Raw genomic sequence first — 12,395 nt, 5'->3', positions numbered from 1 at the left:
TAACGCGGGGTGGAGCAGCCCGGTAGCTCGTCAGGCTCATAACCTGAAGGCCGCAGGTTCAAATCCTGCCCCCGCAACCAAAAACCTTCCCAGATAATCAAAATCAAAGCCAGACAAATTCACCGCGGACAGATTAGCCTCATCGAATGTTATGCGCGGACTAAAACCAATCGGTTTAGCTGCCGAAAGGTCAGCTAGAGAGTTTTATGTCACCGGGCGCCTGTAGGGCAGGAACGCGCACAAAGCCCAATGCGCATTTCCAACATAGACCGTTCAGATCTCAAAGATACGGCGGGCGAAGCCCGCCCCTTTCACGAAACATCATTACGCCGTCAGCACCACTTTGATGCATTCATCCTTCTTGTCACGAAACGTCTCGTAGAGTGCAGGTCCGTCTTGCAACTTCGCACGGTGGGTAATGATGAAGCTCGGATCGATTTCGCCTTCTTCAATACGGCGCAGCAGGTCTTGTGCATAGCGGTTCACATGGGTCTGACCGGTGCGGATGGTCAGGCCCTTGTTCATCGCCGCACCGAATGGAATTTTGTCGAGCATGCCGCCGTAAACGCCCGGGACTGACACGATGCCACCCGGTCGGCAAGCCATGATCGCGGTGCGCAGAACGTGCGGGCGGTCGGTTCCGAGGAAGGTGGCTGCCTTTACCTTATCGATAACTGCGTCGAAGGATGCGGTAGCGTGGGATTCAGCACCGACGGCATCGATGCATTTGTCGGCCCCGTGACCGCCGGTCATATCCTTGATGCAATCGGGAATGGTGCCATCAATCTGGTCGTAGTTGATGATTTCAGCCCCTGCCGCTTGCGCCAGCGCCAAACGCTCCGGGACGTTGTCGATGGCGATGACGCGTTCCGCACCCTGCATGAAGGCGCTTTTGATGCAGAACTGGCCAACCGGGCCGCAGCCCCAGATCGCAACGATGTCGGTTGGCTCGATTTCACAATTAGCCGCTGCCATCCATCCGGTTGGGAAGATATCACCCAGAAAAAGAGCCTGCTCGTCGGTCATGCCGTTGGGTATGATGATGGGGGAGACATCTGCATAGGGCACGCGCACAAATTCGGCCTGACCACCGGGGATGCCACCAGTCAGATGGGAGTAGCCAAACAGGCCGGCGGTCTGGTAGCCGAAGGCCTTTACGCCATTTTCCGGTTTTGGGTTGGATCGTTCACACACAGACCAGTTGCCTTTGCGGCACTGGATGCATTCGCCACATGAAATGGTGAAGGGCACAACCACGCGATCGCCAACTTTTAGGGTCTTGTTGTCGCGACCGACATCAACCACTTCACCCATGAATTCATGGCCCAGAATGTCGCCCTTTTCCATGAAAGGAATATAGCCATCCATGAGATGCAGGTCAGAGCCGCAGATCGCGCAGGCGGTCATCTTGATGATGACATCACGCCCGTCCTGGAGTTGCGGTTCGGGTACGCTGTCGCAACGAATGTCGCCTTTGCCGTGCCAGCAGAGAGCTTTCATGGTTCTATTCCTCTTTATTGTCGGTTTCCGTGACGCGTCGCGCTGTTGTTAGCGTCCGAACCGAAGTGGAGGGCAGAAGTTCCGTTGGCTCTTTATCGTGATGGCAAAGGCGGGCGCCAGCCTCACGAAGGCTGGCGGTTCTGTTTGCGAAAGCGCGGCTTCTTGATCAGCTTTGAAAGCCTTCCCCGCTTTTGATGGCGCTGCATGAGACCGATATCGCTGACCAGTTTTGCCCCACCCTCGCGTTTTTCCAACGTGATCTTGCGTGTGTGAAACGCTTCAAGCTCGACGCGGTGCGCGACGCTGAGAACGGTCGCATCGGGCAGCTCTTCAATCAGCATGGCCATGATCTTGTCCTGCGTCTTGTCATCAAGAGCCGATGTCGCCTCATCCAGCACGATGATATTCGGCTTGTGGAGCAGAAGACGGGCGAAGGCGAGGCGCTGCTTTTCACCGCCCGACAAGGTGTGGTCCCATGGAGCCTCTTCCTCCATCTTTTCGCCAAGCTCGCCGAGGCCGACCTTGTCCAGTGCAATCTGGATATCTTCCTCGCCCCAGCTATCTGCGGGGCGGGGATAGGAGACCGCCCGGCGCAGCGTGCCGGTCGGAATGTAGGGCTTTTGCGGCAGCATAAAGAGCTGATGCTCGGGATGAAAATCGACGCGTCCACCGCCCCAAGGCCATAGCCCGGCAATGGCGCGCACGAGCGTGCTCTTGCCAGAGCCGGATTCACCGGCCACGAGAACCCGCTCGCCTGGCTGGATCTGCACTTCGGTTTCCTTCACCACCGCCGTGCCATCGCCCAGCGAAACCGAGAGATCGCTGAGGCTGAGCATCGTATTGTCAGTGGTTTCCCCGCGCTGGATGCGCCCGACCGTATCGCTCTTTTCCGCCTGCTCGAGACCATCGAGAGACATCATCAGGGATGCGACACGGCGTGCACAGGCATTCCAGTCTGCCAGACGAGGATAGTTGTCCACCAGCCAGCCAAACGCGCCCTGAACGATGGTGAAGGCGGATGCGGCCTGCATGACTTGGCCGAGCGACATGCTTCCATCCAGAAACTTCGGCGCACAGAGCAGCACCGGCACCACAGGTGCAATCAGCATGGAACTGTGGGACACAAGCGAGGTGCGCATATACTGGTTGGACAAAAGCCGCCACTGCGTTCTGACATTGAAAAACCGGCGGTCGAGGTCATCGCGTTCCTCTTCCTCGCCACCGAGAAGGGCAATGCTTTCGCCATTCTCGCGGACCCGTGTCAGCGTATAGCGAAACTCGGCCTCAACCTGGTTTTTGGTTTCGGAAACCTTGACGAAATTGCGCCCGATAAATGCAATCGCACTCGAGGTGATGATGGCATAGACAACAGCGGCGATGACAAGGAATCCGGGTATGGTCACCGTTGAGCCAGCTATCTGCAAGGTCAGCGCACCGCCAATGGTCCACAACACGACGATGAATGTCGAGGCGGAAACGAAGGCGGAAATGACACCGGCGGTGAAATCAACCGGGGCTTCGGTGGCAATGCGCATATCTTCGGAAATGCGCGCTTCAGGGTTCTGGTGGTCGCCATCAATCAGGTTCAGCTGGTAGTAACGGCCACTGGCAAGCCAACGCCCAGTCAGCCCCTTGGTCAGCCACGAGCGCCAGCGTCTTTGCATGCGCATGCGCACATAGACCTGCGAACTCACCAGTCCCACGCTACCCAGGACGAGAAATGGAAAGATCGAGCCAAGCGAATAGACGCCGTCTGCGTTCCGCTGCTCAATCGCGTCGAAAAGCCCACGGTTCCAGACATTGATGCCATATTGAAACCCGACATTGATGCCGATCATGACCAGAAGCCCGATGGACAACGGCCATGCCAGGCGGTCACCTTGCCGGCCCCAGAAGCCACGCGCACTGATCCAGAAGCGTTTGAGAAGGAAGGCCTTCCGGGCCTCTTCCACTTCTTCGGGCGTCATATCGTGATGGGTAATGGAGGCGTCCGAAGACACTGAGGGATCAGAAACCATTCTCACTCCTGGTCAAATGTGAGGGCGACGTTGGGAGCAAAAAATGTTCCTGCTATCAACGGGGCGGCCCCGATCTGGTTCCAGCTTGATGATGGTTTTCAGATGTATGAATGAGAGTGTGATGCGGCTTTCTCAGGGCGCGGGTCGAAGGAGGCACAGACGCGTAACGTCTGGGCCTGACAATCATAACTTACTGATTGCGCGCTTCCAGGCGGCGCTTGTCGCGCTCCACATAGTCGAAGCCGAACTGCGTCAGGCGAAACTGGCGCTTTTGAAATTCACCGCGAATGGAAATGTAGCCTTGCTCTTCGGCTTCGCCCAATGTCTTGAGGCTGGTGCCTTTGGGCGGCGTTTGCCATTCCATGCCTTTGGCGCTGTGTAGCAGAACCATTATTTTTATAATTTTAGTCTCTCCATCGTTCTAGAGCATTTCCGGTGAACACGGGTTCACCGGAAATGCTCTATCTATTTGTTTTTATGCAATTCCGGACGCAAAACCGGTTCCCATTTTTGCTGGAATTGCTCTATGTACGCCAACGCTATCGGGCGCATAGATACACAAACTCCGGCGGGCAGCCTGTGCGCACCGGAGTTTGCTGTCGCAAGTGAATGCGTTACTTCTTTTTGGTCGAGCTTTCGCTGGCCTTGACCTGAGAGCCGAGCGTTGGCGCGGCTGCCGGAGCGACCTTGTCCTTCTTCGGCTTTCTGACTTCTTTGTTGCTGCGGACCTGACCCTTAGCCATGGAATGTCTCCTTGTTTGTCTTGCAGATTAGCGATGATGTGGATGGTAAAGGCAAGAGATTTTTGATCCCAGACGCCCTCCGGCACCATTCTGCGGTGACTATGCCTGTTTGTGCGGGTGCATGACGCCAAGCGCGCGCCATTGCCGCCCGTCGCGCTCAATGAGTTCCTGCGCACATTTCGGCCCCATGCTGCCGGGTTGGTAGGGTTCAGGATGCCCCTCTTTAGCCCACAGATCGAGGAAGGGTTGAACCACGGCCCAACCGGCTTCGATGCCATCGGCCCGCTGAAACAGCGTCTGGTCGCCAACGAACAATTCGTAGAGCAGCGATTCGTAACCGGTCGTCTTGCCGATATCGAACCGGTCCGCATAGCGGAAATCGAGCGAAACCGGCACGGTATCGACGGTCTGGCCCGGCGATTTGATCGACATTTCCAGGCTGAGGCCCTCATCCGGCTGAACCTGAATGACGAGGCGGTTTGGCGGCAGCTTCGGTCTGGAACCCGACTGTCGAAATTGGGTGAAGGGGACATTCTTGAAGGTCACGACAATTTCGGTGTCACGGGCCGTCATCGCCTTGCCGGTGCGCAGGTAAAAAGGAACGCCCGCCCAACGCCATGTATCGGCATAGATTTTCAGAGCGACGAAGGTTTCCGTGCTGGATCCCGCGGCAACATCCTTGGTGTCCTGATAGGCCGGGATGGAGACACCGTTCAGCGTGCCAGCCGTATAGACGCCGCGTGCGGAATGGCTTGGCGCTTCCTCTTCCGTATAGACCCGCAAGGCCGCCAGAAGCTTGCTTTTCTCATTGCGGATGGCTTCCGCATCGAAACTGTTCGGCGGCTCCATCGCGACCATGGCCAGAAGCTGGAACAGATGGTTGGGGATCATGTCACGAAGAGCGCCTGTCGCATCGTAGAACTTGCCGCGCGTGCCCACATCCACGGTTTCGGCGGCGGTAATCTGCACATGGTCGATGTAATTGCTGTTCCACAGCGCCTCGATCATCATATTGGCAAAACGCGCCGTCATCAGGTTCTGGACGGTTTCCTTGCCGAGGAAGTGGTCGAGGCGATAAACCTGTTTTTCGGCGACGATATTGAGAATTTTCGCATTGAGCGCGCGGGCCGAGGCAAGGTCTGTCCCGAAAGGCTTCTCGATGGCGATACGCCTGAAAGCGTCGTCCTTCTCGGTCACCATCCCGTGCTGACCCAGCTTCTCGACGATGGTGCCGAAGAACTGCGGCGGAACGGCCAGATAAAAGGCGGCATTTCCCGTTTCAGACTGGGCAAGCCTGCGGGCGATTTCGACAAAGACCTCGTCCTTGGTAAAATCGCCGCTGATATAGGAAATGCGTTTCTTCAGTCGCAGCCATGCCTGATCGGCGGAAACGGGCTCGTCGCCTCCAAGTCCAGCGAGGAAACCATCCAGCTTATCAACCAGCACCGAATCGTCGCCGGGCTCTATCCCCACGCCGATAATGTGAAGGTCATCCGCCACCAGTCCGCTGCGTGTGAGGTTGATGAGCGCGGGCACCAGAAGGCGGCGCGTCAGATCGCCTGTGGCACCGAAGATGACGAGTGTAACCGGAGGGGCAGGTGCAGCGTCCAAAGTTATATCTCCAACTGTCTGAATTGGCCCTGAACTTAGAACATCGTTCAGACCGGATTATGTCTGGTTCCAGCTCCTGATGACCGGCTCATCGAGCACCGTTTAACTGCGCCTTGAAAAATGCGAGGACCTGAGTATCAAAAGAGCGGTGAAAATCGCTTCTGTCAAAGCCTGACGCGTCAGCGCAGATCTCCGGCTGCGATGTAACCAACTCAGCCGCACAGGGTGCCAAGAACGCAAAGTGACCGGCACCAGCGACCGTCTGAAACTCAGGTCTATTTGGTAGGTTTTCAGAGAGAGACTTAATGCTTTGGGGCAGCACGCCGTCGCCACCATACTGAGAGCCCCAAAGCTGAAGTGGCGCTTTGACAGCCTTCAGAGTATCCTCGGTTGGAAAAAAACTGAGAGGATCGGCGATGACGAATGCTTTGATCCGGGAATCTTGCGTCAGAGGCCGGGTGGGAATTTCGTTTCGACGCATTTGACCGCACATTGGGGCCGGGTCAGGACAAATGACGGAGGGATCATGGAAATCTGGCTTTGCGCCGGCGAGAACAAGGCCCGTGTAACCACCGCGTGAAAAGCCGAAGAAACCTATCCGCTGCTGGTCGATCTTGGCGGCATCTGGTGACGCATTGATCATGAAGTCGACGAGGCGCTTTATGTCAGTTGGTCTGTCTATGAATGCGGAGATATCGCCTGACTTGCTCATATCGGAGAAGTTGTCTCCGGGGTGATTGAGTGCGGCGACAATAAATCCGGCATTTGCCAATGTTTCAGCAGTATCGTGATGGCCGAGAGAGCTACCGCCATGCCCATGCGAGATAACGATGAGGGGCAATGCGTTACCAACGACCGGGCAGCCACGCGTAGCTTTCAGAATGATAGGGCCGAGCTTTGTCTCCACGGGCTCGGCAGCACATGGCGACCACACGAACGCCTTGAACGCTGGCCCACCGCCATCTGCCGGAACTTCAACCGACTTTAGGCCTGCGGCTTGAACGAGCGCCGCTGTAAGGCTGAAAGCGGTAGCAAAAGCAAAGGTTCTGAAAAGCATCTTTTCTCCAATCAATGTCGAATAAAAGTCTGTTCCGCTGCTGGGTAAGGATATCTGCGGCAACTGGTGCCTCACAGGATACGCAGCTCCATCCGCAACTTCCTCGTCAATCCTGCTGCCACAAGCTGGTAGGAACGCTGGATATAATGTTCCAGCTCTTCCTGCTCGAGCGGGGCATGGTCGGAAATGGAAATCCATTTGCGCTTGGCAAAATAGGGTGCCTGCGCGATACCTTCGAGTGAGGTCAGGATTTCAAAGCTCTCTTCCGTGCATTTGACAACGAGACGCCAGTTTTCGCGCTGCCCCAGAACGGCAAAGACCTTGTCTCCAACCTTTGCGACATGGGAATCCCACTGATCGACAAAGCGGACGCCCGGCCATGGGCCAAGGGTCGCGTCGAAAAAGCTGCGCTCGAAGAAGCTCATTCCGCTTTGTCCGCGAGCATGGTCGCAATCGTCGACGCAAGCCGCTTTGCCACCTCTGCCTTGTCGAGATCGGGCCATGCCTCGATGCCATCTTGGGAGATGATCTTCACGCTGTTGCGGTCGCCACCCATGATGCCGGTGGAGGCAGAGACGTCGTTCGCAACGATGATGTCAGCGCCCTTGCGCGCAAGTTTGGCGCGGCCATTGGCCTCCACATCCTGCGTTTCAGCGGCAAAGCCGACGACGATGGCAGGCCTTTGCGCATGGTGGCCAAGGGTTTTGAGAATATCCGGATTTTCGGTGAGCTGCAGGGCAGGCGGTTCATCGCCGGGTTGCTTCTTGATCTTCTGGTCTCCAGCCCTTGCCACGCGCCAGTCGGCAACGGCGGCCACCATCACGGCGATGTCGCAAGGCAATTGGGAAAGCACCGCGTCCAGCATCTCATGCGCCCGCTCCACATGAACCGTGACGACACCTGCCGGATCAGGAAGCGTGACCGGTCCGGTAATGAGCGTGACCTCGGCCCCAAGCTGCGCCAATGCAGCTGCAATCGCATGGCCCTGCTTGCCGGAGGAGCGGTTGGCAATGTAGCGCACCGGATCGATCGGCTCATGCGTCGGGCCTGATGTGACGATGGCCTTCTTTCCCGAAAGAGGCTTCAGCCCATCATCCAGCGCCTTCTCGACAGCCTCGACAATCTGCAAGGGCTCCGCCATGCGGCCAAGGCCCACCTCGTTCTTTTCCGCCATTTCTCCAGCCATGGGGCCGATAAAGGCAATGCCATCGGCCTCAAGCGTCGCGATATTGCGCTGCGTTGCCTTGGCGGCCCACATTTTGGGGTTCATGGCGGGGGCTACCAGCACCTTGCGGTCGGTTGCCAGCAGAATGGTGGAGGCCAGGTCATCGGCCAGACCATGGGCCATTTTCGCCATCAGATCGGCAGTGGCGGGGGCAACGACAATGAGATCGCAATCCCGCGCCAGCCTGATATGGCCAACATCCTGCTCATCCTGCCGCGAAAACAGCTCTGTGAAAACGTGGGTGGCCGAGAGTGCGCCAACGGCAAGCGGCGTCACGAATTGCTGCGCACCTGATGTCATCACAGGCGTTACCCGCGCACCGCGCTCTTTCAGACGGCGGATGAGATCAAGGCTCTTATAGGCCGCGATGCCACCGGAGATGATGAGAAGAATATGCTTGCCCGAAAGTGTCATGATGCCGACCAGTATCCTGTTTGACATGGAGCCTAAGCCCTTGGCTTTCAAAGTGCAATCGCAGCGGACGCGGTTGCGCGTTCACGCGGCGCATCGCGCCCGTGGCATGTCTGTTTCAACCCGGAGAGCACACGCAAATGCGGGAAATGTCTCTGGTATAGTCTTGCAGGTGGTGCCGCATTTGCGTGGGCCTGCCGTTATTGCTGAAGACCGGATCGTGAATGATCCGGTCCCCAAGCTTTTGAGGTGCATCCGGCAAGCCGTCCCGTCCCGCATCCGAAAGCCGTGAATGGTCTTTCTGGTCGAGACGGTCCAGCCCACCGTTCTGTCATCGCATTCTGATGCCTGCCCGCACGTCTGCGTCCATCCATCAGCCTTCCGCCCGCGCCCATGTCTCGCGAAAACATGGCGCGTTGGAAGTGGGGAGATTGTAGGCACGGGTCCGCTCGTCATTGAGAAAGCGTTTGGACGTTTTTTTTGATATTTTTGCATTTTTGAACAAGCATCTGATTTTGCTCAGATGTTTCTACGTGTTTGGCATTAGCCAATGCGCGCGGCCACCACCGGTGCGGCCATAAAGGGCTGATCCGAACAGCCGAGCGCATCGAGCACCCGGGCTCTTGCGCGTTCCGCATCTTCGCTTGAGGCTGCGTGTACGGTGGCAATCGGCTGGCCTTTTTCGACCTTGGTGCCGAGCGGCAGAATATGGGACAGGCCCACCCGATGGTCGATGGTACCGCCGGGATGGCGGCGGCCGCCGCCGAGTTCGACCACGACCATGCCGAGATCACGCGTCTTCCATGATGACAGCCATCCGGCTTCCGGTGCTGCAATAGGCAAAATATGAGGCGCGGGTTGCAGATAGGCGCGAGGACGGTCAACGAAATCAGCGGGACCGCCAAGTGCTGCGATCATTTGCCCGAACCGCTCCATGGCCTGACCGCTGTTCAAGGCGTGGCGCGCCTGCCGCTCGCCTTCTTCAAGGCTGGAGGCAGCGCCGGATTGCACCAGCATTTCAGCCGCGAAGGCAAAGACTGTCGTATCGATGCGGGTTCCGGCTTTTTCGCCGCGCAAAAATTCGAGGCAATGGATGATTTCCAACGCATTGCCCGCTGTATCGGCCAAAGGTTCGTTCATATCGGTGATGAGGGCTGAGGTCTTGACGCCAGCGCCATTGGCGACCTCGACCAGAGACCGCGCCAATTGCTCGGCTTCACCAACGCTTTGCATGAAGGCGCCATTGCCGAATTTGACGTCCAGAACCAGCGTTTCCAAGCCAGCCGCGAGTTTCTTCGACAGGATGGAGGCGGTAATCAGTGGAACCGAATCCACCGTCGCGGTCACGTCTCTGATGGCATAGAGCCGCTTGTCGGCGGGGGCGAGATCGCCCGTCTGGCCGATGATGGCGCAGCCGACATCCCGCACCGTGCGGCGAAACAGGACCTCGTCAGGCATGATATCATAGCCTGCGATGGATTCGAGCTTATCCAGCGTGCCGCCGGTGTGGCCAAGGCCCTTGCCCGAAATCATCGGCACCGCAAGCCCGCAGGCAGCGACGATGGGTGCCAGCATCAGCGAGACATTATCGCCCACGCCGCCGGTGGAATGCTTGTCAGCAATGGGTTTGCCGATATCGGCCCATGAGAGAACATCGCCGCTATCGCGCATGGCAAGCGTCAGCGCCACGGTTTCATCCCGGCTCATGCCGCGAAAGAACACGGCCATGGCAAAGGCTGCGGCCTGTCCTTCGGAGATGGTGACCGTGGAGAGGCCTGCGATGAAAGCGGAAATCTCATCCGCCGTCAGCACTTCACCGTCCCGTTTGCGGCGGATGATTTCCTGCGGAATCATGGGTGGCTCAATATCCGCTGGATGCCTTGGAGGGCTCGCCACCGGCCAGCACGTTCAGAATATCGTCCAGAATGCCGGATGCGCCGAAGCGGAAGGTGGATGGCATGGCCCAGTTGGGGCGCATGATGGTTTCTGCCAGACGCAGATAGAGCGTGGCATCTTCCACGGTGCCGATGCCGCCAGCGGGCTTGAAGCCAACATTCTTCCTGCTGTCTCGTATGGCCTGCAACATGATGTCCGCAGCCTCAAGCGTGGCATTGATGGACACCTTGCCGGTGGATGTCTTGATGAAATCAGCACCCTCGGCAATGGCGATCTCGGAGGCACGGCGGATCAGTGCCTTGTCCTTCAATTCGCCGGTTTCAAGGATGACCTTGAGCAGCGCGGGGGGTGGGCATGCCTTGCGAACGGCTGAGACCATCTCGCTGACAGCATTTTCATCGCCTGCGATGAATTTCTTGTAGGGAATGACCAGATCGATTTCATCTGCGCCATCGGCAATGGCGCGTTCGGTCTCGGCAACAACTGTTGCGACATCGAGGTCACCGGATGGGAAGTTGACGACGGTTGCGATGCGCACCGATGTGTCTTTTCCAAAGGCGGCACGGGCCTGTGCCACAAAGCGCGGCCAGATGCAGATGGCGGCTGTGGTGCCATAGGGCGTATGGGCCTTCTGGCACAGCGCGGCGATCTGCTCCGGCGTGCAATCTTCCTTCAGATTGGTGAGGTCCAGCAAGGACAGGGCGAGAGCGGCGGCTTCGCGCGGGCGCTGAAGTTCCATGCTCAATTTCCTCCTGAAATCATTTCCGTTAAAATTGCGGCCAAACGCTTGCCGCCAATGGGTGCCATGTCTTTGGTCTCGTCATGGCTCAGTTCTTCACCGGTCATCCCGGCACCGTAATTGGTAATAACGGAAGCGGCGGCAATGCGCATCCCGAAAAAGCGCGCAAGGATAACTTCCGGCACGGTGGACATGCCAACGGCATCCGCACCCAGCGTGCGTGCCATGCGGATTTCCGCTGGCGTTTCAAAGCTTGGGCCTGAAAACCACATGTAGACGCCCGAAAACAGCGGAACGCCTGCGCGGATGGCGGCATTGCGCATCGCAATCGATAGATCTGCATCGTATGCGTTGGTCATGCCCACGAAACGGCGGTCGCTCTCTTCGCCAATCAGCGGGTTCATGCCGGAATAGTTGATGTGATCGGTGATCTGCATGACCGAGCCCGGCGGCATATCCTGCCGCACGGAACCAGCCGCATTGGTGAGAATGAGCGACTGAACGCCGATGCCTGCGAGAGCCTCTATGGCCGGGCGCATGGCGCTGGCATTGCCCTGTTCGTAATAATGGACGCGGCCAGCCAGCATGATGACGGGCTGACCACCCAGATATCCCGCCACCAGCTCACCCGCATGGCCGGAAACGGCACTTTCGGGAAAGCCGGGGATTTCGGCATAGGGAATGTGGATGGCGTCCGTCACCTCATTCACCAGTGATCCCAAACCGGAGCCAAGCACAATGGCGGTGCGTGGCATCAGGCCGTTCAGCCGGTCAACGAGAACATCGATGATGGCGTTGTCCATCAGGCAAGCTCTGTCTTGAAGCTGAAGGGCAGAAGCTCCTCCATGGTCATGACCTTTTGCACGCCCGCATCGTCACACAGATAGATTTTCGTGTCGGCGGACGCAAATTCCACGATCTTCTGGCGGCAACCGCCGCAGGGCGGGCAAAGCGCCAGCTTTTCAGCAATCACGGCGATTTCAGTGATCTTTCTAGCCCCGCCCATGACCATGGCGCTGATGGCGGAAGGTTCCGCGCACCAGCCCTGAGGAAAGGACAGGTTTTCGATATTCGCGCCTTTGTAGATCTTTCCGTCTTCGGCGCGGATGGCCGCGCCGACGGGGAATTTCGAATAGGGTGCGTGGGCAAAGGACATAGCCTCGCGGGCTGCCTCGAAAAGTTCGTGCGACATGGT

12 protein-coding genes and 1 tRNA gene are annotated in these 12,395 nt (G+C 57.8%); 1 reads left to right on the top strand and 12 read right to left on the bottom strand.

Annotation, left to right across the window (positions count from 1 at the left end; all coding sequences use genetic code 11):
• Positions 1-3 precede the first annotated feature (3 nt).
• Positions 4-80, top strand: a tRNA-Met gene (locus IFT53_RS05095).
• A 244-nt stretch (positions 81-324) separates the two neighbouring features.
• Here IFT53_RS05095 and IFT53_RS05090 read toward each other — a convergent pair.
• From IFT53_RS05090 to IFT53_RS05040, 12 genes are all read right to left on the bottom strand, one after another.
• Positions 325-1,500: a zinc-dependent alcohol dehydrogenase gene (locus tag IFT53_RS05090; RefSeq protein WP_192063103.1), complete on the bottom strand. Its 1,176-nt coding sequence runs from the start codon at positions 1,498-1,500 to the stop codon at positions 325-327.
• A 122-nt stretch (positions 1,501-1,622) separates the two neighbouring features.
• Complete coding sequence (locus IFT53_RS05085; RefSeq protein ID WP_192063104.1) at positions 1,623-3,518, bottom strand: ABC transporter ATP-binding protein/permease; 1,896 nt, start codon at positions 3,516-3,518, stop codon at positions 1,623-1,625.
• Positions 3,519-3,708: 190 nt separating this feature from the next.
• Positions 3,709-3,909 carry a hypothetical protein gene (locus IFT53_RS05080; RefSeq protein WP_042616125.1) on the bottom strand — a complete coding sequence of 67 codons (201 nt, stop codon included), beginning with the start codon at positions 3,907-3,909 and terminating at the stop codon, positions 3,709-3,711.
• A 223-nt stretch (positions 3,910-4,132) separates the two neighbouring features.
• Positions 4,133-4,261 carry a hypothetical protein gene (locus IFT53_RS23935; RefSeq protein WP_269082218.1) on the bottom strand — a complete coding sequence of 43 codons (129 nt, stop codon included), beginning with the start codon at positions 4,259-4,261 and terminating at the stop codon, positions 4,133-4,135.
• A gap of 99 nt (positions 4,262-4,360) precedes the next feature.
• Positions 4,361-5,872 (bottom strand): glucose-6-phosphate dehydrogenase, encoded by a 1,512-nt coding sequence (zwf, locus tag IFT53_RS05075; RefSeq protein ID WP_192063105.1) that lies wholly within the window; start codon positions 5,870-5,872, stop codon positions 4,361-4,363.
• Positions 5,873-5,960: 88 nt separating this feature from the next.
• Entirely contained in the window at positions 5,961-6,929 is a 969-nt protein-coding gene (locus tag IFT53_RS05070) for an alpha/beta hydrolase family protein (RefSeq protein WP_192063106.1), read from the bottom strand.
• A gap of 71 nt (positions 6,930-7,000) precedes the next feature.
• On the bottom strand, positions 7,001-7,354 hold the full coding sequence (locus IFT53_RS05065; RefSeq protein ID WP_192063107.1) for an MmcQ/YjbR family DNA-binding protein: 354 nt from the start codon (positions 7,352-7,354) through the stop codon (positions 7,001-7,003).
• The gene (gene coaBC, locus IFT53_RS05060; RefSeq protein WP_192063812.1) at positions 7,351-8,568 is read right to left on the bottom strand and encodes a bifunctional phosphopantothenoylcysteine decarboxylase/phosphopantothenate--cysteine ligase CoaBC; all 1,218 of its coding nucleotides are present in this window, start codon (positions 8,566-8,568) and stop codon (positions 7,351-7,353) included. The genes IFT53_RS05065 and coaBC overlap by 4 nt, the downstream gene beginning before the upstream one ends.
• Before the next feature lie 540 nt (positions 8,569-9,108).
• Entirely contained in the window at positions 9,109-10,419 is a 1,311-nt protein-coding gene (deoA, locus tag IFT53_RS05055) for a thymidine phosphorylase (RefSeq protein WP_192063108.1), read from the bottom strand.
• A gap of 7 nt (positions 10,420-10,426) precedes the next feature.
• Positions 10,427-11,200, bottom strand: coding sequence for a deoxyribose-phosphate aldolase (deoC, locus tag IFT53_RS05050; RefSeq protein ID WP_192063109.1), 774 nt, complete (start codon positions 11,198-11,200; stop codon positions 10,427-10,429).
• Positions 11,201-11,202: 2 nt separating this feature from the next.
• Positions 11,203-12,003 (bottom strand): purine-nucleoside phosphorylase, encoded by an 801-nt coding sequence (locus IFT53_RS05045; protein WP_192063110.1) that lies wholly within the window; start codon positions 12,001-12,003, stop codon positions 11,203-11,205.
• Positions 12,003-12,392 carry a cytidine deaminase gene (locus tag IFT53_RS05040; protein ID WP_192063111.1) on the bottom strand — a complete coding sequence of 130 codons (390 nt, stop codon included), beginning with the start codon at positions 12,390-12,392 and terminating at the stop codon, positions 12,003-12,005. Before IFT53_RS05040 ends, IFT53_RS05045 begins: the two co-directional genes overlap by 1 nt.
• Positions 12,393-12,395 lie beyond the last annotated feature (3 nt).

The organism is Rhizobium sp. CFBP 13644 (assembly GCF_014842165.1).
GTDB classification, from domain to species: domain Bacteria; phylum Pseudomonadota; class Alphaproteobacteria; order Rhizobiales; family Rhizobiaceae; genus Agrobacterium; species Agrobacterium tumefaciens_C.
This window is presented reverse-complemented; position numbering and strand designations above follow the sequence as displayed.